21 protein-coding genes are annotated in these 20,948 nt (G+C 48.8%); 11 read left to right on the top strand and 10 right to left on the bottom strand.

Translation table 11 applies throughout. The features are described from left to right. Positions 1–35: 35 nt before the first annotated feature. From rpsT to H5715_RS01380, 4 genes are all read right to left on the bottom strand, one after another. Positions 36–302 carry a 30S ribosomal protein S20 gene (rpsT, locus tag H5715_RS01365; protein ID WP_075185930.1) on the bottom strand — a complete coding sequence of 89 codons (267 nt, stop codon included), beginning with the start codon at positions 300–302 and terminating at the stop codon, positions 36–38. Between the two features lie 106 nt (positions 303–408). Then, positions 409–2,490 (bottom strand): proteobacterial dedicated sortase system histidine kinase, encoded by a 2,082-nt coding sequence (gene pdsS, locus H5715_RS01370; RefSeq protein ID WP_075185929.1) that lies wholly within the window; start codon positions 2,488–2,490, stop codon positions 409–411. 15 nt (positions 2,491–2,505) lie between these two features. Then, positions 2,506–3,210, bottom strand: coding sequence for a proteobacterial dedicated sortase system response regulator (pdsR, locus tag H5715_RS01375; protein ID WP_075185928.1), 705 nt, complete (start codon positions 3,208–3,210; stop codon positions 2,506–2,508). Positions 3,211–3,304: 94 nt separating this feature from the next. After that, entirely contained in the window at positions 3,305–4,093 is a 789-nt protein-coding gene (locus H5715_RS01380) for a type IV pili methyl-accepting chemotaxis transducer N-terminal domain-containing protein (RefSeq protein WP_246434649.1), read from the bottom strand. Between the two features lie 342 nt (positions 4,094–4,435). Between H5715_RS01380 and H5715_RS01385 the strand changes: the two genes are divergently transcribed. Genes H5715_RS01385 through H5715_RS01400 form a run of 4 tightly spaced genes read left to right on the top strand, consistent with a single transcriptional unit; the run spans position 4,436 to position 8,676 of the window. Next, on the top strand, positions 4,436–5,686 hold the full coding sequence (locus H5715_RS01385) for a hypothetical protein (protein ID WP_075185926.1): 1,251 nt from the start codon (positions 4,436–4,438) through the stop codon (positions 5,684–5,686). A gap of 8 nt (positions 5,687–5,694) precedes the next feature. Next, positions 5,695–6,651 carry an HlyD family secretion protein gene (locus H5715_RS01390; RefSeq protein WP_075185925.1) on the top strand — a complete coding sequence of 319 codons (957 nt, stop codon included), beginning with the start codon at positions 5,695–5,697 and terminating at the stop codon, positions 6,649–6,651. Further along, positions 6,641–7,570, top strand: coding sequence for an ABC transporter ATP-binding protein (locus H5715_RS01395; RefSeq protein ID WP_075185924.1), 930 nt, complete (start codon positions 6,641–6,643; stop codon positions 7,568–7,570). The genes H5715_RS01390 and H5715_RS01395 overlap by 11 nt, the downstream gene beginning before the upstream one ends. Then, the gene (locus tag H5715_RS01400) at positions 7,570–8,676 is read left to right on the top strand and encodes an ABC transporter permease (protein ID WP_075185923.1); all 1,107 of its coding nucleotides are present in this window, start codon (positions 7,570–7,572) and stop codon (positions 8,674–8,676) included. Before H5715_RS01395 ends, H5715_RS01400 begins: the two co-directional genes overlap by 1 nt. A 308-nt stretch (positions 8,677–8,984) precedes the next feature. Here H5715_RS01400 and H5715_RS01405 read toward each other — a convergent pair whose 3' ends face one another. From H5715_RS01405 to H5715_RS01425, 5 genes are read right to left on the bottom strand one after another with little or no spacing between them, the layout of a single operon-like run. Beyond that, a complete protein-coding gene (locus H5715_RS01405; RefSeq protein ID WP_075185922.1) occupies positions 8,985–9,521 on the bottom strand; it encodes a DUF2058 domain-containing protein in 537 nt (178 codons plus the stop codon). Between the two features lie 12 nt (positions 9,522–9,533). After that, the gene (locus H5715_RS01410; RefSeq protein WP_083608044.1) at positions 9,534–10,526 is read right to left on the bottom strand and encodes a glycoside hydrolase family 5 protein; all 993 of its coding nucleotides are present in this window, start codon (positions 10,524–10,526) and stop codon (positions 9,534–9,536) included. A 60-nt stretch (positions 10,527–10,586) separates the two neighbouring features. Continuing rightward, positions 10,587–11,426: a CPBP family intramembrane glutamic endopeptidase gene (locus tag H5715_RS01415; protein WP_075185921.1), complete on the bottom strand. Its 840-nt coding sequence runs from the start codon at positions 11,424–11,426 to the stop codon at positions 10,587–10,589. Further along, positions 11,426–12,190, bottom strand: coding sequence for a sulfite exporter TauE/SafE family protein (locus tag H5715_RS01420; protein WP_075185920.1), 765 nt, complete (start codon positions 12,188–12,190; stop codon positions 11,426–11,428). The genes H5715_RS01415 and H5715_RS01420 overlap by 1 nt, the downstream gene beginning before the upstream one ends. Then, a complete protein-coding gene (locus H5715_RS01425; protein WP_075185919.1) occupies positions 12,183–13,421 on the bottom strand; it encodes a hypothetical protein in 1,239 nt (412 codons plus the stop codon). The genes H5715_RS01420 and H5715_RS01425 overlap by 8 nt, the downstream gene beginning before the upstream one ends. A gap of 196 nt (positions 13,422–13,617) precedes the next feature. Here H5715_RS01425 and fabV point away from each other — a divergent pair, with 196 nt between their 5' ends. From fabV to H5715_RS01455, 6 genes are all read left to right on the top strand, one after another. Next, entirely contained in the window at positions 13,618–14,808 is a 1,191-nt protein-coding gene (gene fabV / locus H5715_RS01430) for an enoyl-ACP reductase FabV (RefSeq protein ID WP_075185918.1), read from the top strand. A gap of 44 nt (positions 14,809–14,852) precedes the next feature. Continuing rightward, positions 14,853–15,896, top strand: a complete 1,044-nt coding sequence (locus H5715_RS01435; protein WP_075185917.1) for an NADP(H)-dependent aldo-keto reductase — start codon at positions 14,853–14,855, stop codon at positions 15,894–15,896. A 99-nt stretch (positions 15,897–15,995) separates the two neighbouring features. Then, positions 15,996–16,874, top strand: coding sequence for a 4-hydroxy-tetrahydrodipicolinate synthase (dapA, locus tag H5715_RS01440; protein WP_075185916.1), 879 nt, complete (start codon positions 15,996–15,998; stop codon positions 16,872–16,874). A gap of 26 nt (positions 16,875–16,900) precedes the next feature. Further along, positions 16,901–18,103, top strand: coding sequence for an outer membrane protein assembly factor BamC (bamC, locus tag H5715_RS01445; RefSeq protein WP_075185915.1), 1,203 nt, complete (start codon positions 16,901–16,903; stop codon positions 18,101–18,103). 12 nt (positions 18,104–18,115) lie between these two features. Next, complete coding sequence (locus H5715_RS01450) at positions 18,116–18,883, top strand: MBL fold metallo-hydrolase (RefSeq protein ID WP_075185914.1); 768 nt, start codon at positions 18,116–18,118, stop codon at positions 18,881–18,883. A 492-nt stretch (positions 18,884–19,375) separates the two neighbouring features. After that, entirely contained in the window at positions 19,376–19,645 is a 270-nt protein-coding gene (locus tag H5715_RS01455) for a PilZ domain-containing protein (RefSeq protein ID WP_075185913.1), read from the top strand. Positions 19,646–19,666: 21 nt separating this feature from the next. On the opposite strand, the gene H5715_RS01460 is transcribed toward H5715_RS01455, so the two are convergent. Continuing rightward, complete coding sequence (locus tag H5715_RS01460) at positions 19,667–20,194, bottom strand: leucine-rich repeat domain-containing protein (protein WP_075185912.1); 528 nt, start codon at positions 20,192–20,194, stop codon at positions 19,667–19,669. Between the two features lie 89 nt (positions 20,195–20,283). On the opposite strand from H5715_RS01460, the gene H5715_RS01465 reads away from it, so the two are divergent. Next, entirely contained in the window at positions 20,284–20,934 is a 651-nt protein-coding gene (locus H5715_RS01465) for a YiaD family glycine zipper/OmpA-like lipoprotein (protein WP_075185911.1), read from the top strand. Positions 20,935–20,948 lie beyond the last annotated feature (14 nt).

Here is a 20,948-nt window from a genome sequence, read left to right on the forward strand (position 1 = left end):
GGCGAAAGCCGGTTTTTTTATGAAAGCTTTGCCACTTAAGCAGCGAGAGCTTTAATTTGGGTATTCAGGCGGCTCTTATGGCGAGCAGCCTTATTCTTGTGAATGACGCCTTTGTCAGCCATACGGTCAATCACGGGCACTGCTGCTTCGTAAGCTGCTTTTGCTGCTTCAACGTCGCCTGCTTCAATCGCCGCAATAACTTTTTTAAGATAGGTGCGAACCATGGAGCGCAGGCTAGCGTTGTGTACGCGACGCTTGTCGTTCTGACGGGCGCGCTTCTTAGCTTGGGGTGAATTTGCCACCGGGTTAGCTCCTGTAAAATCTGTTAAAGAAAAAAATAAATTCTATTGTTGTACCGCTACTGGTGCGGTTTAAGGACGCGGTATTATCCGTGTTTATAGGCCAATGTCAAGCCGCAGGTAGGCGAATTTCGAAGATAACGCCACTGTTGTCTGGAACGTTATAACACTGTACCTCTCCGCGATGAAAATCTGCAATCAGACGTACAATATAGAGCCCTAGGCCCAGATGCTGTCCGTTCTCGGTATTATTGGACTTTTTTTCTCGTACGGACACCATGGAGTCGAATAGCTGCCCGTGCATGTGCTTGGGCAGCGGTGGACCTTCATTGTGAACGGTAAACACCAGGGTATCGTGGTGGCGGTAGAGCCCTATTTCGATTCGCCCTCCTTGCGGACAGAAGTCGGCGGCGTTATCGACCAGTTTATCGAACATCTGTACCAATAGCTCCCCCGAGCCGAGCAGGGTTAGAGGGCCATCGTCGTGGCGAATTTTTAGGTTGAACGAGGCGTTTTGGTACACGTCGCCATAGGCTTCCTTTAAGTTGGTCAGCAGCTCATCGCAGGGAATGGTTTCCAGTTCTGCAGCTCCAATGGCCTGCTCTACTCGGCTGGCGGCGCTCATGGCGTTAAGGATATTGGATAGCCGGGTCGTCCCTTCCTTGGCGCGCTCCGCATAGATTTTCGCTTTGGGTGTAAGCTCTTCGTGTTCAAGATTTTCCAGCGAGGATTTCACTATCGCCAGCGGTGTACGCAGTTCGTGAGAGAGTTTGCTCGAGAGTGAGCGCAGGTAGTTAGTGTATTCGCGCAGGCGGGTCAGCAGCAGTGCGTAGTTGCGGGACAGGTCGCCAATTTCGTCCTGGCTTTTAAATATGGGGAAAGACTCGGCGATTTTACCGCTGTCTGTAATGGCACTGGCGGCCGCGTGGCTGAGTCGGCGGATACGCAGGGACAGCCAGGAGGCGTAGAGTATGAGGCTAATACTGGCCGCAAAGGTGACCACCAGAGAATAAAAGAGCAAACGGTAGAAGGCCGAACTCGTGAGCGTTGCAAGACTGTCTGCGCTTTGGTCGGCCACTATAATGCCAATAGGGCCTTTTTCTTTGCTGGCCAAATCAAAAATGGGAAGACTGACGCGGACTAACTTCTGCTTTCCCTGCTGATACCAGCCATGGGAGGGGGGCGCGTTATCGCTAAAGCCCGTATCAAGAGCCTGTCGAGCTTCACTGCTGTCGAGCCGGCCTGTTCGCTGGTGGTTGTCTAGTTGTGGCAGCCGCTGGTTGCCTAGAGCTGCGCGGTAAAACCAATTGAGGAAGTTGTGCCGAGTTTCCAGTTGGCTGCTTTCTGGTGTGAGCAGGTCGCCGGAGAGCGCGATCGGGCGGAGACCGCGGGTGGCAATGCTTAGTTGCACGCCACTGCGTTGAAAAATTTCCAGTTCACGGGAGAGATCCGGTGAATTTGAGATCAGCGGAGGCAGTTGGTGGTCGATGCCCAGATTACTGGCGCTGGGCCTAATGGTATTTGCATCGTTAATATCGATACCGATACCTTGGCGAACCCAGCTCAACGGGAGGCGCATTTCCATCTGGTACCCCTGTGGCCATTCGGAGGAGGTACCGCTAGCTTGGTACTCCATCTGTAGGCTGCCGCTTTCCTGTTGCCAGGCTGCATGCAAATCACCAGAGCCAGAAGAGTAAATAATGAGCCTCTCGTGCTGCTCTCCTCTTTTTAAATGTAATTGCAGGTGGTCGCTGGCTAAAGGGCTTTGAAGGGTTGGGTTGAAGTAGTGCCGTTGCGCGTCTTTTACCTGGATAAGCAAGTATAAGAAGGGTGTGTTGTCGGTAACCGCTACCAGTAGTAGAGCCATTTCCTCCCCGCGGCTATTCAGCAGACTTTGTCTGCTCAGTGAATACGATAGCCATTCGTCATCGTAGGAATCAAGAATGGGTGGGGTGTCTAGCTGGTGGGCGTAGAGGGGCGTGCTGCCCGCAGGAGGGTTGAAGCTGGTTAAGCGGCGAACGGTGTCTGGATCGCTTCCCAGTCTCGCGGCTACGGCTTTTGCGGTGGCTGCCAGGGCATCGGTTTGGCCTTTGCGTAAAGTGCTTTCCATTTCCTGAATATATTGGCAGCCCACCCAGGGTAGTGTGAGGGTAATCAGGCTGACAATCAGTAGTTGTTTACGCAGTTTCATTAAGTGCCTGCCGGCCTATTTTGCCGGTGCTTCGCTAAGCCAGCGATACCCCATACCGTAGGCGGTCTGGATGCAGTCGAATTGTTTATCCAGCTCTCTAAATTTTTTGCGAATACGCTTGATGTGGGAGGTGATGGTGTTGTCATCCAGGACGACATTGGCAGCGTCCATTAGTTGCTGACGGTTTTTAACGTGCCCTGGGTGCTGCGCTAGAGAGTGGACAATCCACAGTTCGGTTACGGTTAAATCTACACGTTGGTCTTCCCATTGAACACCCATGCGATCCATGTTGAGTGTGAGCTTGCCGCGCACAATTTCTTTCTCCTGGGCAACCGGCTGTTGCAGCGCATCGATACGCCGGAATAAAGCAACGATTCGCGCAAGCATGTGAGGCTGGCTAATATCTTTGGTGAGGTAGTCGTCAGCGCCCAGTCGCAAGCCGGAAACGACATCGAATTCGCTGTCGCGTGCGGTCAGGAAAATGATGGGCAGCTCAGGCGCACGACTGCGTAGATCGCGGCATAAATCGAAGCCGCCCTCAATCTCATGTTCCAGGCCGACATCAATAATGGCGAGATCCGGCAGGCGTGTACTGAAAGCCTCGGTGGCTTCAGGCCGATTGCGGTAGTGGGATACGGTATACCCGTGCCGCCGGAGGGCGTCGCAATAGTTTTGAGCGATGGCTTCTTCGTCTTCTACGATGGCAATATGACGGGACATAGGCAGGTTTTCTTATCGTTCTGGTAAGGCGAAAGCTTAACAGTGAAGCACCTGAATCAACAACCTGCCTTTGTCAAATCAAGGCTATGTATTATTACCGGGAGACAATCTGATTTTGCGTATCCAGCAACGTCGCGTACATGCGTGTGATCTCATCCATGTTGCGTAACATAATGTCTGTGGTACCGGTGATGACAAAAATTAATCGGTCGCCTTTTAATGTCATGTCACCATCGAAACCTTTAGCTGCATAGCGTAAATGGCCTTCGGTTTTCATAATCTTGCGCATGATATCCTCTGTGTTCAAATCACTCTCTTTTAGATAACTCAGCATCAGCTCGTATTCCGCCAGGTCGGAGTAAAGGTGTTTCAGGCTGTTGTTATCCAGTTGCCAGTAGTAGGCGAGATAATTTTTGGCAATACGTTGGGATAGCATACGTTGACGGCCAGATACGTTGATCAGCTCGGCACTGGAGGTGTTGGCGAGCTTTTCCAGCTTGCCAACATACGCGTGGGCTGCAGTCAGGAGAGGTGAACTCTGTTTGTATAAGTCGGCGGCAGCTACCTTTGAGACGGGGCCGAGGGCGACAGGTTTAAAATCAGCCCATAATTGCCTAACGGTTAGTAGGTCTTGTGTTAGCGACGCCCCTTCGGGCATGCTCGCCAGAGCATCTAGGTTGCTTTGAAATTCTGATACGCATTTTCGCAGTTGTTTCTGGTAACGTTGGTTCTCTGGCTGAATGCCGGTAAGGATAAAGGACTGGGTAATACGCTGTGACAGCATGCGCTGTCGACCTGCGGTATTGATTGCATCACCCATTGTGAGGGCTATGGTTTCGTTCGCACAAAAGAACAGCAATAGAAGAACAATAGATCGCATCATAAACTCCGCAAAAAATAGAAAAGAAAATCATTCTCGGTTGTGGCGAGCTAGCTATTTGCAGGATGTAGACCAATGTGTGAATCGGATACCGACGCACCTTTTTGGTGATGTATTTGGACGAAAGTGTCTGTTAATTGAACATAAGGTAGGAGTTGTGAGATTCTGCTCTCAGTTCTGAGTGTTTTAAGAGGGCAAAAAAAGAGTGGTTGGCACGCCTATGGTGCGCGATCAGTCAAAGGGTGTGGCGCGTGAAAGATGCTGACATTTATGGTCAGTTTGTAGTCCTAGAGGGCGGTTATAAGCAACTAAGTTTATGGGTCAAAATGGCTAGGAATTAAATGTATGCACATGTCGTTGATTAAGGGTGTTTTACTCGTTTTTTTTATTCCTGTGTGCTTTGCGCAAGCGGAGCGATTGTATCCTGTGGAATACAGAGTGCAGTTTGCGCCAAACGAGTCGTTAGCGTATGTCACGCTGACGCTTCGTAATAGCGGGCTAGTGAACTACATCAATTTCAATCTAGCCAAGAGTTTATGTGACGACTTTGAAAGCAAATCTTCTTTGACGCGTGAGGGAGAAAGGATTATTTGGCGGCCGGAGGGTAAAAAGGCCGTTTTGCACTACCGGTGTAAAATAAATCAGCTACGCAGTCACAATAACGGACAGAAAAGCTACGACGCCTATATGACGAGTGATTGGGCAATTTTTCGTGGCGATGACCTGGTTCCACCGGCGAAAGTGCGAGCTAAAAAGGGGGCCTCCTCCGACGCTCGACTTATTTTCGATTTGCCCAATGGTTGGGGGAGTGTGAATACAGGTTGGCGACGGATAAAAAATAAGAACGAATTTGTTATTCAGAATCCACAGCGCAATTTCGACCGACCTACAGGCTGGATGATCGCGGGGAAAATAGGAACAAGGCGAGCTTATCTGGAAGCAGGAAAAAAAGAATTATCGCGTATCTCGGTTAGTGCCCCTCTAAATTCATCACTACGACGCATGGATATTCTTACCTTTACTCAAATGGTATGGCCGCAATTCGAGCGTGCTTTTATTACCATGCCGAAAAGTATTCTAGTGGTAGGTGCCGATGATCCATTTTGGCGAGGCGGCTTATCTGCCGGGAATTCTCTATACGTACACGCTGATCGACCTATTGTTAGTGAAAATGGCACAAGTACCCTGCTGCATGAACTAGTGCATATGGTGACGGGTATACACGGCCAGAAAAACAATGATTGGATTGCAGAAGGGCTGGCGGAATACTATGGCATCGAGTTACTTTTACGTTCCGGTGGTATGAATGAAAAGCGGCATAAAAAAATACTTCAGGAGCTAAAGCTGCGTACGAAGGGCGTTAAATCCTTGAGGGTTGGGTACGCAAATGGAGCGGTAACGGCGGCGGCAGTTTTACTCTTTGCCGACTTGAGCCGGGAGATTCGAACATCCAGTAATCAACGTTATTCGCTGGATGACCTTGTGCAAAGGTTAATGTCACTAGACCGTAGAGTGAGCGATAAAGATCTAAAGGCAATTTTCGAGCAGCTAACAGGTGACTCCACGAAAGTACTACAAACCAAATTACTTAAATAAATATCGCTATGAACAAAATAACGGCGAAGCATGTGTATTTTTTGTTATTTGCATTGCTGTCTGCATGCGAAAGTGACCGGCCTTCAAGCGCGTTGGGCACCGTTGAGCGCGACCGCATTATCTTAAAAGCTACCGCCAGTGAAATTATCATCGCGCAACCAATTCGAGAAGGGGAGTTTGTTGAGCGGGGTCAGCTTTTGGTTGAGCTGGATGATCGTCGCCAGCAGGCGCGGGTTTCAAAAGCAAGCGCAGAAAATGTTCGGGCAGCAGCGTACTGGGAAGCTCTACGAAACGGTGCCCGCGTTGAGGATATTGATGCGGCAACGGCCGAAGTCAACGGCGCACAGGCGACACTGATCGTAGCCGAAAAAAACTACCAACGGACATTGGAGCTGCGCAGAAAAAACCTGAGTGCTCAAGTATCGGTGGATCAGGCTTTAGCGCAGCGAGATTTTGCCGAAGCAGCGCTGGATGCCGCCAGTAAACACCTGCTGGCGCTAACTAACGGTACACGTAAGGAAGAGCTGGATCAGGCTGAAGCGGCTTTCAATGCCACTCAGGCTCAGCTTGAGCTGGAGCAGTATCAGTTAGAAGAATTAAAAATAGTCGCGACCCGCGATGGGTATCTTGATAGCCTAACCTGGAACACCGGAGAGCGAGTGCTTGCGGGTGGCCGTGTCGGGGTACTATTGGTGGGTGAGCACGCCTACGCTCGTGTTTATGTACCCGAGCCCTGGCGAGCAAAGCTTGCTGTGGGAGATCAGCTGAGCGTCAATGTTGACGGTGTAGAAAAGCCTTTTGTGGGGAGGTTGCGTTGGATATCGTCGGAACCTGCTTTTACACCCTACTATGCGCTTAACGAAAGGGATCGCACGCGGCTGGTGTACTTGGCTGAAGTGGAGTTGGACGGCTCGGACGGTCTTGCGTTGGGTGTTCCGGCGGAAGTTCTGTTTCATGAGCACTGATACGCTAGCCATCCATACTCAAAATCTTACTCGTAAGTTCGGTGATTTTGTCGCCGTCAATCAACTCAATCTCGCTGTGCCTAAAGCTTCTATATACGGTTTTCTGGGGCCCAATGGTTGTGGTAAATCAACCACCATTCGCATGCTTTGCGGCCTGTTGTCGCCCAGTGCGGGGAGAGCGGAAGTGTTAGGTATGGAAGTGCCGAAGCAAGCCGAGGCGCTACGTTTACGTATTGGCTATATGACTCAAAAATTTTCACTTTACGAAGATTTAAGCGCAGAAGAAAACTTACTTTTTATGGGGCAGATATATTCTCTTCCGAAAGTTTTTTTAAAAAATCGCATTGAAAAATTGCTGTGTACCTATTCGCTGATCGATATACGACAACGGCGCGCGGGCAGTATGAGCGGTGGTCAGCGTCAGCGTTTGGCGTTGGCAACGGCAACGTTACATTGGCCTGATTTACTCTTTCTCGATGAGCCCACCTCTGCGGTCGACCCGGAAAATCGCCGGGATTTCTGGGAGAAATTATTTGATCTCTGTGATCAGGGAACCACGATTTTGGTATCCACGCACTATATGGATGAAGCTGAACGCTGCCATCGTTTAGCGATTCTCGATGAGGGAAAGCTTTGCGCGGAAGGCGAGCCGCTAGCGTTAATGGCGAGTATGGGCGCGCATGTTGTGGAGGTGGAAGCGGAAAATTTGCGAGATTTAAAAACAAAAATGCTTGCGCTTCCCGGTGTTAAATCTGCGGCACAGCAGGGCGTAAGGTTGCGTGTGCTGGTTGACGGTGAAATTTACAATCCGCTTGATTACATAAAGGCTCAGTTTGTCGACGCTCCCCTGGTTTGTAATCGGGTGCATGCGAGTCTTGAAGATGTGTTTGTTACGGTTACCCATTCGGGGCGGTCGTAATGATATCGTTTAGGCGGGTTTTTTCTGTTATCCATAAAGAATTTATGCAGCTGCGCCGCGATACAATAACGTTCGTTATGATTATTATGATCCCATTGGTGCAGCTGTTGTTATTCGGTTATGCCATCAATACCGACGTGCGCCATATTCCCGTGGGGGTGGTCGATCTCAGTGGCAATAGCGACGCGCGTTTTATTGAACAGGCCGTCATAGCGACTCAGGTGGTCGATATTACTGCCCGATATCAAACGCCCAAGCTGGCCGAGCTGGCCATTGTGCGAGGGGAAATTCGCGCGGCTTTGGTGTTTCCTTCCGACCTGAATAAGCGTATCGCCGAGCAGGAAATTTTGGCTCAGTGGCTAGTGGATGGTTCCGATACCATGGTTAGTTCTGCGGTATTGCAATTAAGACAAATGTCTTTGGATCAATTGATAGTCGAACCACAGTTAAAACGCAACACTCACAACCCCAGTTTTGAGGTGGCTTTATTCTTTAACCCCACCCGTCGTTCCGCCGTTAATATTGTGCCCGGGCTTACGGCCGTTATTTTGACCATGACGATGATCTTGTTTACCTCTACGGCGATTGTGCGTGAGCGAGAGCGAGGGAACCTGGAATTGCTGATTACGACACCTATTCGGCCCATTGAGTTAATGATAGGGAAAATAGTACCCTATATTTTTGTTGGCCTTATTCAGGTAAGTATTATTTTGTTATTGGGGCGTTTGGTTTTTGCTGTACCAATCAACGGTTCACTCGCACATGTGTATGGTGCAACCCTGTTATTTATTGCCGCCAGTCTTACCTTGGGGTTAATTATATCTACCATTGCGACAACCCAGTTGCAGGCTATGCAAATGACAGTATTTGTATTGCTGCCATCTATCCTCTTGAGTGGGTTTATGTTTCCCTACGAAGCCATGCCAGTTATCGCGCAAAGAATTGCAGAAGTGCTACCGGCAACCCATTTTATGCGCATGATACGCGCGATCATATTGCGTGGAGCGGAGCTGCCGATGCTGATTTATGATTCTTTGTGGTTGGTAGGTTTTAGTATTTTAGGGTTGCTTGTGGCAGCGTTACGGTTCAGCAAACGGCTGGATTAAATGGGTTTAATCTCTTTATGTGTTATGACGGCTAATGCTATTACATGAAGGATGGCTATGCTTGCAGATTCTTCTTTAGCAGAGCATGCCGTTCACCTAGTGCCACACTCGATCTATCGACAAGTTCGCAATCTCTGGGCTGCTTGTTTGGCTTGTATCATGTTTGCAGCTCTTTCTGTACTCGTACTTGTTCTGATTCCGGTAGTGGTGTTTTTTCTGGTTAGCTGTTGATAGAAAGCGTAAAGACGTGGAAGGCAGTTTGAAATAACCAAGTCGCCTTTAATGGAAAATGCGACTTGGTTTGTTGTTCACCACATTAAGTCGTCGGGTATTTCATAATTCGCATAGGGGTCACCTTCCTCTGTAACTTCTGCAGATTTTTCAGCAAGCGAAATAATAAAGCTATCGTCGCGCTGACTGATTTTGTCGGCAACAGCAGCGGGTACCAGTTCGTAGCGTTCATCCCGTTTGACAATCGCTATTTGGCCCCGTGCCAGCTGGTTTTGCAGCTTGTCTGAGATGTAGATTTTTTTAATCTGTTTGCCATCAGTAAAGTTATAGGCAATATCGCCCTCACGCCTAATAATATTAAGCGTAATCAACTGACGAATCTGGGCCAATATGGCTTTGCGTAGGGCTTCGGCATCGCGCTCTGCGTTGAGCTGGCGGTCGCGCTCTGCTTTTTCTGCCATAGCTTGCTTGGCTCTTTCTTTCGTTTCGTCCACTGTAGGTTGAGATGATTTTCGCTCAACCTTATTTTTTTTGGCCTTGTCCTTTTTAGCCTGTTTGGCTTTTTTCTCATTAACCAATCCTGCTTTTAGCAATTGGTCCTGCAAGCTGCTCATAGGATTATTCTCTTACCAGTTGGAAATGATTTGTTTAAGGTAAAGTCCATTTTCAGTTAAATCGCTATCTGTCCAGTTGCCGTCGGCTGACGCGCCGGGCTTAAGTATGGACGCACCTTCTTCCTTATCGTGCATAGACCAAGTGCAGAAGCTGAGGTCGTGCTTTTTCATAAAGGTGAGCCATTGTTCAACACTTTCTTTGGCTACTTTACCATCGCCATCGGCATTAACGGTACCCCATTCGGTAACCATTAATGCAACACCGTTGTTAAGCGCTATTTCAGCTTTTTTTCGTAGTTCTTCTTTGTGGGTACCTGCGTAAAAATGCAAGGTATAGACAATGTTGTTAATGCCTAAAATAGGGTTTTTAGAGGCTTCGTCTACATCCTGAGACCATGCTTGTGTGCCCACAACAATTAAATTGTCGGAATCTATTTTTCGAATAACGGGGATTACTGTTTCAGCATAGGGCTTGATGGTTTTCGCCCAGTCAGCAGCTTTTAAGGGTTCGTTATAAATTTCGTAAATAACGTTCGGTGTGTCGCCATAGGCTTGCGCGATACGGGTAAAAAATACAATGGCATCGTCTGTGTGAGTCTCGGCGTGGTGAGAGTGCCAGTCTACGATGACGTAAAGACCTTCTGCGATGGCCGCATCAATTAATGCTTTAGCTCGCTGGTAGTTGCCCTCTGGGTCTTCGCTGTAACCACCAGGGCCTTCAGCACCAATCGCGGCGCGAACAACACTTGCTTTCCAATCCTGCTTTAAGTGGCGAACGACGTCGGCATTATAAAATTTTTCTGCGCCCCAGCCGGTATTGCTCCAGAAAAAGCTGGGGCCGGCAAGGGATACGGGTTTGCCGTGGCTGCCTACGATTTTATTTCCCATTACAGCCAGTTGTCCGTGCTGTTCGACCGGTGTTTTCGCCAGAGCGGTGAAAGGAAGCGCGACTAAAAAGAGAAAAATTGCAGAGATAGACAGGCGACCGCAGTTCTGTTTGTTCATGTGAGTGATTCCTCGTTCGAATTTGGCGCGTAGCTTATCTTCAGCTCGGTTAATGTCCCGTCAAGGCCAGAGCTGCGATGGTATCTTGCCCTGCTGCAGGAGGGAAGCAATATCCATACTGACCGCAACGCCCGCATGAACAAAAAAACCGCCCCAAATGGACCGAGATCGCAGGGCCAATATCCCTAGAAACAAGCCGAACAGTATCGCGCCGCTAGCTTCCAGCCAAAGCTTTGGGAGGTGAATCATCAAATAGGGTACGCACATCACCCATATGGCGTTGGCGCCTATTGCGGGCCGTAGTGATTGAATGATAAACCCGCGGAAAAAGAATTCAAGGCAAATAAACTGGGTGAGGTATAGCGCTTCCCAGGCAATAAAATCGAACCAACTTCTTCCCGCTTGTTTATAAAATGGGTAATGCTGAACAAAATCTGTGCGGAAGCTCACCAGCAACACAAACAGCAGAATGGGACTGAGCAAGAGTAAATAGCCCTTCCAGTGCTTTGCTGTTTCGTTAAAGCGCCAACCCATTTGGGTAAAGCTGGTTTTTAGTTTATAACGAATAATCAAGAAGGGAATGGCGATATAGCCGATAAGGTGCCAGAAGGTCCACCAGCTGTAGGAGGCCAGTTGCATATAGTCGCTACGCTGGAGTTGGCTTGACCAGTAGTTGCGAGGTTTGTCCTGCCATTCCGCAAGCAGGTATAAAAATGCTTGAAAGGAGGAAAAAAATTTCAGGTAGTGGATCGTTAGCAGGCTGATGCAGACGCAGGCTAAGGTCCAGAAAACACGTCTTAGCGTATCGTGCCGGTTAAGGGTGTAGGAGGGTTTTTGTTGATCGATCTCGTCGAGAGCAATAAATATATTGCGCGGATCCAAAGCAAACCGTTTTTTCATTATTGTGTGCTCGCAATAAGAGAGAGGCCGACCATTATAGTGACAGCTTCAAAAACCCGCTTGATCAGCGGGTTGCCATATTTAACCGCAATATGGGCGCCGCCGTACCCCCCCAGCAGAGATCCTAGCAATAGCATGGGCAGCCATTCCCATCTGACGGGTGTTAATAGGGCCAGTGTCAATGCGCCGGTGCCATTCCAGAATAAGCCGACAAGAATCATGGTGTAGGCGGTGGCTCGCTTATAGTCGTAGCCAAACCAGGCGATTAACCACATTGTTACAAAAAGGCCTGTGCCAGAAGTAAGTGAACCATTAAAAAACCCCAGTACAAATAAACCAAGGCCGCCGGCAAGATAACCTTTAAGGTTGCGATGACGGGGCAGGTAGTTTTGGCCGAGTTGTTTCTTAAAGAAAGAATATGTACCCAGGCCAATTGTAAGAATACCCAGAGCGATTTTTGCCATATTTTCGGGGATACTTAAAATAATGTTGGCTCCGATAATAACACCGGGAATACCGGCTCCCAGCATTAACAGTGCAAATGGCAGCCGTGTATTGTGCTCGCGGGCGTGCTTAAGAGTAGCTCCTGCGCCAAGCGCTACGGTGGCGATTTTATGTGTGGCCAGGGCCATAGAAAAAGGCAGCCCCAGAAAAATGAGTGCGGGTAGCTGTAATAGGCCTGCACCGCCGCCCGCCATCGCGGAAACCATATTGGAAATAAGGGCAACAACAAGGAGTAAAGCGTGTTCGGCAATATCAATCATTAATTTGGCTACTTAATTGGTTAATCGCTTTATGTAACGGTTGAGGCGGGAAACCATTTTGTTGGAGGTGGTGGATGAATTTCAGCGTTAAGAAAGCATCGAACCATTGATGGAATTGGGTGCGAAAAGCGTGTAATGATTTGCAGTGGGATCTTGCGTGGGTCAAGAATTTCTCTGAGCCTAATACTGTAACGGTCTTGCGAATATTTTCCGGTAACGCTTCCAGCGGGGCGGCCCCTGTCTGAAGCGCCTGCCATAGCGTATCGATTGACTGCAGCCAACGTCTAAGCTCTACAAAAATACCGGCGTTATAGTAGTGGTAGTCTTCGGACGGTTTTTCCAACTGCAGAATTTTTTCTACTGCTGGTCCCGTTCCAAAAGGGACCCGTTGGGATTGTCGGGCAGAAATCTCAACGCAAATAGTTTTGGCAAAAACAACATCCCCGAGTTTTGCAAGCTTGTTCAATAAGTAAAAATCTTCACCGCCTGCACGCTTGGGAAAACCGCGTGACTGAACATAGTGGTGAATAGAAACTGCCAGCGTGCTGCCCAGGGTATAGAACGCATAGGGGGATTCGGCAAAGCTCAAACCCTTGCGAAAATATTTTAGAGACCGTTCGTAGAGCAGGGTGGCTTGTAAGCATGTGTCCGAAGCGTGGGGGTTTTGCTGATCACTTTTATGGTGGAAGTCGAACACCAGGGCGCTGGCCGTATGTGTGAAATAGTGTTTAGCCGCTAGAAAATAATCGTCGGGTAAATGCGCGTCGGCATCGGAGGAAAAAATCCAACTGCTATTTAAACGTTGTTTTCGATATAGCTCGCAGGCGAGATCGCAACCAATTTTTCTCGCAAGGCCCACTCCTTGCTTTGTGGGGATGGGTTGAGAGCTAAAACGATCAACTAACAGAAGGTGACAGTTGTGGCTGGAGCCGAAATAGAGGTTTGCTTTTTGCCAGTGATTTGTCGCGAAGATCGCTCGTGCTTTTCTTGCCAGTTCGTTATTGCTTGTGTTGTCGGTTTGGGTCTCTGGGCGATTAATTACCAGGATTAATAATATATTGTGCTGGCTTTGATCAAAGGCTGAAATAAAGCGTTGCAGCCATTCTGTACTTTCATCTCGGGCGGGGATAACAATACAGTATTCGAAGGCTTTCTCGGGAAAGGTGTCGAGATGTGTCACTTCAGTTTCACTGTATTGCTGTAAGTATTTCCCCAGGTTACTTGTGGCCATGTGACGGTACAATATTCAGTTTCGATTAAAAAAAGAGCAAAGGAAAAATATGAGTTGTGGCTAGGGTTACACTTGGGCGCGATGAGCTACTGTTCCTCTGCGCGCTAGGCGGTATAATGCGCGGCTACAAAGGCGCCAGTATACCTTATTAAGGGACGGCTGCTCGCTCTAAGAACAATAGCCTCAGGACATTCGCATGATTATCAAACCAAAAGTTCGTGGATTTATCTGTATCAACGCTCATCCCAAGGGGTGTGCTGCCAGTGTGCAGGCGCAGATCGCTCACATTAAAGCGCAACCGGCTATCGAAAGCGGCCCTAAAAATGTATTGGTTATTGGCGCATCGACCGGCTATGGGTTGGCTTCTCGTATTGCAGCGGCTTTTGGCTGCGGGGCTAATACTTTGGGCCTGTTTTTCGAAAAGCCCCCAACGGAGCGTAAAACCGGAACGGCAGGGTACTACAATACGGCGGCTTTCCATGCGGCAGCAGAAGAAGCTGGTGTTTGGGCTAAGAGCTTGAATGGCGACGCCTTCTCTCACGACGCCAAGCAGAAAGCGATAGACGTGATTAAAGCAGATATGGGGAAAATTGACTTGGTGGTGTACAGTCTGGCGTCCCCTCGCAGACAGGATCCCGATACCGGGGAGGTCTATTCTTCCGTGCTCAAGCCTGTAGGTAAAGCTTACACTTCCAAAGGTTTGAACACCGACACCCTGAAAATTTCCGAAACCTCTATTGAGGCTGCCAGCGAGGACGAGATAGCCAGTACCGTTAAGGTTATGGGTGGGGCTGATTGGGAATTGTGGATGGCGGCGCTGAATGAAGCCAACGTGTTGGCCGAAGGCTGTAAGACGGTTGCCTATACCTATCTGGGGGAAAAGCTAACCTGGCCAATTTATGGTCACGCGACTATTGGTCGAGCGAAAGAGGATTTGGATCGCGCCGCAACGGCGATTACCAGCTCTCTCGCGCCCCTGGGCGGCAGCGCCAATGTCGCCGTACTAAAAGCGGTTGTTACCCAAGCCAGCTCGGCGATCCCCATTATGCCGCTATACCTCTCCATTCTGTTTAAAGTTATGAAAGACGGTGGCACGCACGAGGGCTGTATCGAGCAGCTTTATCGTTTGTTTGCCGAGTGTCTTTATACTGATAGCCCGCGCGTTGACGAAGTAAACCGCCTGCGTGTCGACGAGCTGGAATTGTCTCCAGAGGTTCAAAGCAAAGTAGAAGAAATCTGGCCTGCGGTAACGGAGAGCAACTTGTTCGATCTCACCGACTTTAAAGGCTATCAGTCTGAGTTCCTACAGCTGTTCGGTTTTAATATCGAGGGTGTGGATTATGAAGAAGACGTTAGCCCATTGGTAGAGTTATCACTGGTCGATTAATGGTATAGGTTGGGGAGTCGTCCCCATCATTGGAGGTATCGATAATGAAATTTCGCAAATTGGGCAGTACGGATCTCGATGTTAGCTTGATCTGTTTGGGCAGCATGACCTGGGGAGAGCAAAACACTCAGGAAGACGGCTTTGCTCAAATGGATATGGCCGTCGATAGGGGCATAAATTTTTTCGATGTGGCAGAAATGTACTCCGTACCGCCGCGCCCGGAAACCTACGGTCGCTCGGAAGAGGTCATGGGCAGCTGGTTGGCCAGTCGCGGACAGCGCGAGCATCTGGTGATCGCTTCTAAGGTAACAGGGCGTAGCGAGCGAAATGGTGGAGTGGGTCATATTCGAAACGGTGCCCGCCTGTCTCGCGAGCATATTTTCCAGGCGGTGGAGGGATCGCTCAAGCGTTTGCAGACTGACTACCTCGACCTTTATCAGGTTCACTGGCCCGAGCGGCAAACTAATTTTTTCGGCAAGCTGGGTTACAGCCACGGTGGTGACGATGGTATAGCTATAGAAGAGACCTTGTCGGCGATGCATGAGCTGGTGGAGCAGGGCAAGGTTCGCCATATTGGTGTTTCCAACGAGACACCCTGGGGATTGTTTGAATATCTGCGTTTGGCCGAGCAAAAAGGCTGGTCGAAAATTGTCAGTATTCAAAACCCCTACAATCTGTTGAATCGCACCTTTGAAGTGGGATGCTCTGAGTTTTCCATGCGTGAACAGGTGAACCTATTAGCCTATTCTCCACTGGCCTTTGGCGTGCTCTCGGGAAAATATCTGCATGGCCAGCAGCCGCAGGGTGCTCGTCTCACTTTGTATGATCGCTTCACCCGATACGGAAAAGTGAATGTGGAAGAGGCAATTGAGGCATATGTGAACCTAGCGAAGGCGCACGGACTCGATCCGGCTCAGATGGCGTTGGCCTATGTGAATAGTCGTGATTTTGTAGCCGGGAATATTATCGGTGCAACCAGCCTCGAGCAGCTGAAGAGCAATATAGAAAGTGTGGATTTGGAGCTGGGTGAAGAGGTTCTTGCCGGAATTGAGGCGATTCACGAGCGTTACCCCAATCCATCCCCCTAATTTGCCAAGATTAGCGGCGTTAATGGTTGAGTGTAATCGCTTGCGCCAGTACCATTGACGCCCTCGTAATTATCACCCTTCAATTTGTGGAGAAATCTTATGTTTAGAGGCAGCATGGTCGCACTTGTGACCCCGATGAAAGCGGATAACTCGCTCGATTGGGATGCCCTGCATAAGCTTGTGGAGTGGCATATAGAGCAGGGAACTCACGGTATTGTGGCCGTGGGTACGACTGGCGAGAGCGCCACTCTAAATATGCAAGAGCACGCCGAAGTGATTCGCAAGGTCGCAGATCAGGTCAATGGCCGAATTCCGGTAATAGCGGGAACTGGCGCGAATTCTACTTCTGAAGCTTTGGAGTTGACCTTGGCGGCCAAGGAAGCGAACGCTGACGCCTGTCTGCTGGTAACGCCTTACTACAACAAACCCTCCCAGGAAGGTTTGTATCTACACCATAAATTGATTGCCGAAAGTGTCGCCATCCCCCAATTACTGTACAACGTACCGGGCCGCACCGCTGTGGATATGCTGCCCGAAACTGTTGCCCGGTTGGCCGCGGTCGACAATATTATTGGTATAAAGGAAGCCACTGGTAGCTTGGATAGGTTGCAGCAGTTGCAGGCCGTAGTGCCCGACGATTTTCTCTTCTTTTCCGGTGATGATGGTACTGCTCTAGATTTTATGCGTTTGGGTGGTTGTGGAGAAATTTCGGTAACGGCGAATGTTGTTCCGCACTTAACCGCAAAAATGTGTGAACTGCTGCTGGAAGATAAGGTCGAAGAGGCTCGCAAAATTGACGAGCGTATGCGGCCACTGCATAGCGCGCTATTTTTGGAAGCTAACCCCATCCCTGTTAAGTGGGCAATGGCACGTATGGGAATGATGAGTGAGGCGATTCGCTTGCCGCTTACGCCACTCGCAGAATCGTATCGCTCAACGCTGGAATCTGCCATGTTGGCAGCTGACGTTTCACTGTAGAAAGAGTTATATAAGTAAATAATAATATGATGTTTAACCAACGTTTTATCGCTTCAACACTGTTTCGCTCGGGCTTAATACTGTCGCTTGTATGGCTTTGTGGTTGCAGCACTTTTTTTGGGAAGCACGGGGTTTTTCGTGGCCGCGGAAATGATTACCTCGCCGCCGCTCCCATCAAAGGGCTAGCGCTGCCTGAGGGTATTCAAAGTGTTCTCTCGGAACCTATGTACCCAGTTCCCGATGTGAATGCTGTCGATGAGTTCGGTGATCCGGTGAATATTGCCGAGTACAAAGTGCCACGTCCGCTTCCTTTGGGAGATAAGGGCGAGATTGGCGTTAAAATCCAGAAGCTGGGTGACGAGCGTTGGATTTACCTGAACGCTTCAACTGCCCAGGTCTGGCCCCGCACCCAGTATTTCTTGTCACAGTTCGATCTCGATATCGCTCGCAGCAATGCTACGGCAGGTATTATTGAAACTAACTGGATGAAATTCACTAACGATGAGGTGAATGCTGTACGTTTCCAAATCCATCTATCCAAGGGTATTCATCCAGAGACGTCAGAAATACATGTCCTTCATATGCAGCGCTCGCGTGAAGAGGCTGCGAATAACCCAAATCAACCTTGGCCTAAAACTTCAGATGATACCGAGCGTGAATCCTGGTTACTGGGTGAACTCGCGAAGACTTTGGCTGAATCGGTTGATAATTCGTCGGCCTCTCTGTTAGGGCAGAATGTGGGTGGAGATCTCAAAGCGGGCTTTACCCGGGATCATAACGAGCCAACACTTTCAATCCGCCTGCCAAACAGTCGCGCCTGGGCGACCATTTCCCACTCGGCTAAAAAAGAGGGTTTTAAAACCTGGGAAGCTGATTCGGACTTGGGTCTCCTTTACGTTGGCTATGCCCCCTATGATGAAGATGGGGAAGGTTTCTTCAGTAAGCTTGCTTTCTGGAGTAAGAAAAAAGGGCTACCAGACACCGCTCCCCACAAAATGGCAGAACTGCTAGCGAATTTAGATAACAGTACCGATGTGATGCAGCGATTTAATGGTGTAACCGGCGCAGCTTTTAGTGGTCTGAAACTCGCTCAGGCTCAGGGTTACTTACTGGTTGTTTCGCCCAATGGCGCTGAAATACTAGTGAATATCCGCGATTTTTACGGTAACCGTCTTCCTGATGGCAAAGCCAAAGATTTTCTTCGTTTGCTACGAAAAAACCTGATTTAAATTGGGGTCCTATTGAGCCTGCAATTTGCGTCCCTTGGCAGCGGCAGCAAGGGCAATGCGACCGTTATCCGCAGTGATAAAACGACACTATTGCTCGATTGTGGCTTTGCGTTGCGAGAGCTTGGCTCCCGCCTCGCCAACTTAGGTTTAAGCCCTTCAGAGCTGGATGCCGTCTTGGTCACCCATGAACACTCTGACCACTGTAAAGGCATAGGTGCGCTCGCTCGTAAACACCGTACACCTGTATATATGACCCTAGGGACCCACCTGGGGCGGGATTATGGTGAGCTACCCAATCTACAACTTATTCAGGGCTATAAGCCGTTTACCCTGGGTGATATTGACATTACTCCCATTGCGGTGCCGCACGACGCCAGGGAGCCTGCACAGTTTTTTTTTACACACCAGCGTTTGAAGTTCGGCGTTCTTACCGACTTGGGCTGTATCACGCCACACGTGCTGCAGGCCTACAGTCATTGCGATGGTTTAATTCTTGAGGCTAATCACGACCCTCAAATGCTTGCTGTTGGCCCTTATCCTCCGTCGTTAAAACGTCGTGTTGGTGGTGATTGGGGACACTTGAGTAATGCTCAGGCCTACAGCTTTTTGGAATTGGCGCTACTGCCAAAGTTGCAGCAGCTGGTGATTGGTCATATCAGTGAAAAAAACAACAGTTTGGCTGTTGTGCAGGAGGTTTTTACACAAAGTCTTTCAGGTCCGAAAATCACTTTTGCCAGCCAGCAGCAGACGATGGGTTGGTTTGTGTTAACAACTGGTTAAAAGTGTTACTGACCTGTAACTATCCAGTAACAACTTAGGCTGGAAATCTCTTTGTTATTGGTAAAATGTCCGGTTTGGCGCTTGATTATTTGTGTTGTATCAAATAGACAGCGCTACACAAAAAATAGGTGTTACCGAAGTAAGTAACTACTTCCCTCTCGCACTACAAAACATGGGTGTCAAATACTTTTTCCACATGACGTTACAAAAAGTCACACTGAGTGGAAAAATTCTAGTTTTTTTGATGCGTGCGCTGATAAAATAGCGTAACTCGTTGATAAATAACTAATATTTCAAATTGGTTAAATAGCCGTCAAACAGCTAGCTGGCCAGAAGTAATGGTAAATAGCGGTAGATGTAAAGAGATTGCTCACAGAGTTATCCACAGGTTTTGTGGATAAACAAACATACAATTTTTTCATGAACCTGTTAATCCTCTTGTCATGAACTAAGCTTAGTGACAACGATAAATGTATAGAAAGGAGAGCCTTAGTGGACGAAAGACGCAAGTATGAGCGCAAGGCAACGTCTATTCGTGTTGAAATCATTCACCCGGCGTTTGGTTCCATCATCGGCTTCGCTCGAGATATTTCAGATGGCGGAGCACAGGTCACCATAGAGAACCACCCAACACCACCGGTTGGTACCGTGGTATCCGTAAAATTCCGCAAGGTCATGGGCCCTATTAATGAGGAGCCCGTAGCCATGAGAGTTATGCACACTGCTCGCAATACCGTCGGCCTTATGTTTACAGGCGCATAATCTAGCGCCTCTTTCCACCTTTTAATGACTCGCTTGCAGACAATGGTTTGGAGGAATCACTTCCAGATCATTTTTTGGTGTTTGATGTGAAATACTGGCGCACTTTAACGCTACGTTGCCTTTCAGGTTTAGGTATTGCAGTTTGTTCAGCTTGGATAAAGGTTGAGTATCGATAATGTGGTTGTTGGCTAGGTTTATGTGCGTAAGGCGGGGAAGGAGTGAAAGCGTCTCGATATTGCTAATGGCGTTGTCGCTTAAACCCAATTGCTGTAGTTGATCGAATATCTCCAGGCCGGCGAGGGAGCTTATTTTTCCGGGCCCACACTGCAGGCGTTTTAACTGGTCTGCAGAAGTAATATTCTTCTCCGCCAGATTCGTTTTTACGCATGACTGTAAGGCGGTATCGGCAAATTGAACACTTCGTTGAAATTCAAGCGGGTCGTAGAGGGTTCGCTCGTTTATACTGAACTCGTACTGACTACAGGAACTTAAATAGCCAATTAAAAAAATAGGTGACAGTCGACGCAGATAGAATGATTTGATTGTCATAAAATTAACTCTTTCATGGGTGCTGACTAAGATAGTAGGCACTTTATAGACATATTAAACTATTAACACGTTATAGCCTTGGAGATTGTATGAAACGGCTCATCATTATTAGCATGCTAATGTTTACCTACGGATGCACAACAATAGATCCTTACACGGGTGAACAAAAAACCAGTAAGGCGGCTGCGGGCGCCGGTATAGGCGCCATTGCTGGCGCGGTTATAGGGGCTGCAACTTCCAGCAAGAAAGATCGTGACAAGGGTATTCTTACGGGTGCCGTCGCCGGTGCTGCCGCTGGCGGTGGTATTGGTTATTACATGGATCGTCAGGAAACCAAACTGCGTGAAGAGCTGCAGGGTAGTGGCGTACAGGTTCGTCGTGAAGGTAATACCATTCACTTGGTAATGCCCGGCAATATTACCTTCGAGACCTCGCGATATGAGATCAAGTCGGAATTTTATTCGGTGTTGAACTCTGTGGCAAAAGTACTGGCCGAGTTCAAGGAAACCTCCATTAAGGTGTCTGGCCATACTGATTCCACCGGATCAATGGCGTTGAATCAGACCCTTAGTGAGCAGCGCGCAGACAGCGTTCGCCAGTATTTGATTCAGAGAGATGTTGCCGGTGGCCGCGTTCACGCCTACGGCTATGGCCCACGATACCCTGTTGAATCAAATTCATCTGCCAGTGGGCGCCAGCAAAACCGGCGTGTAGAGCTGAAATTGGAGCCTTTGGAATAGGGGTTCACATTTCC

It is taken from the genome of Teredinibacter haidensis (assembly GCF_014211975.1).
Classification (GTDB): Bacteria; Pseudomonadota; Gammaproteobacteria; order Pseudomonadales; family Cellvibrionaceae; genus Teredinibacter; species Teredinibacter haidensis.

Excerpts from the sequence above, each read along its gene's own strand:
- pdsS (WP_075185929.1), bottom strand. The coding sequence starts at position 2,490 with ATGAAACTGCGTAAACAACTACTGATTGTCAGCCTGATTACCCTCACA.
- pdsR (WP_075185928.1), bottom strand. The coding sequence starts at position 3,210 with ATGTCCCGTCATATTGCCATCGTAGAAGACGAAGAAGCCATCGCTCAA.
- H5715_RS01380 (WP_246434649.1), bottom strand. The coding sequence starts at position 4,093 with ATGATGCGATCTATTGTTCTTCTATTGCTGTTCTTTTGTGCGAACGAA.
- H5715_RS01385 (WP_075185926.1), top strand. The coding sequence starts at position 4,436 with ATGCACATGTCGTTGATTAAGGGTGTTTTACTCGTTTTTTTTATTCCT.
- H5715_RS01390 (WP_075185925.1), top strand. The coding sequence starts at position 5,695 with ATGAACAAAATAACGGCGAAGCATGTGTATTTTTTGTTATTTGCATTG.
- H5715_RS01395 (WP_075185924.1), top strand. The coding sequence starts at position 6,641 with ATGAGCACTGATACGCTAGCCATCCATACTCAAAATCTTACTCGTAAG.
- H5715_RS01400 (WP_075185923.1), top strand. The coding sequence starts at position 7,570 with ATGATATCGTTTAGGCGGGTTTTTTCTGTTATCCATAAAGAATTTATG.
- H5715_RS01405 (WP_075185922.1), bottom strand. The coding sequence starts at position 9,521 with ATGAGCAGCTTGCAGGACCAATTGCTAAAAGCAGGATTGGTTAATGAG.
- H5715_RS01410 (WP_083608044.1), bottom strand. The coding sequence starts at position 10,526 with ATGAACAAACAGAACTGCGGTCGCCTGTCTATCTCTGCAATTTTTCTC.
- H5715_RS01415 (WP_075185921.1), bottom strand. The coding sequence starts at position 11,426 with ATGAAAAAACGGTTTGCTTTGGATCCGCGCAATATATTTATTGCTCTC.
- H5715_RS01420 (WP_075185920.1), bottom strand. The coding sequence starts at position 12,190 with ATGATTGATATTGCCGAACACGCTTTACTCCTTGTTGTTGCCCTTATT.
- H5715_RS01425 (WP_075185919.1), bottom strand. The coding sequence starts at position 13,421 with ATGGCCACAAGTAACCTGGGGAAATACTTACAGCAATACAGTGAAACT.
- fabV (WP_075185918.1), top strand. The coding sequence starts at position 13,618 with ATGATTATCAAACCAAAAGTTCGTGGATTTATCTGTATCAACGCTCAT.
- H5715_RS01435 (WP_075185917.1), top strand. The coding sequence starts at position 14,853 with ATGAAATTTCGCAAATTGGGCAGTACGGATCTCGATGTTAGCTTGATC.
- dapA (WP_075185916.1), top strand. The coding sequence starts at position 15,996 with ATGTTTAGAGGCAGCATGGTCGCACTTGTGACCCCGATGAAAGCGGAT.
- bamC (WP_075185915.1), top strand. The coding sequence starts at position 16,901 with ATGATGTTTAACCAACGTTTTATCGCTTCAACACTGTTTCGCTCGGGC.
- H5715_RS01460 (WP_075185912.1), bottom strand. The coding sequence starts at position 20,194 with ATGACAATCAAATCATTCTATCTGCGTCGACTGTCACCTATTTTTTTA.
- H5715_RS01465 (WP_075185911.1), top strand. The coding sequence starts at position 20,284 with ATGAAACGGCTCATCATTATTAGCATGCTAATGTTTACCTACGGATGC.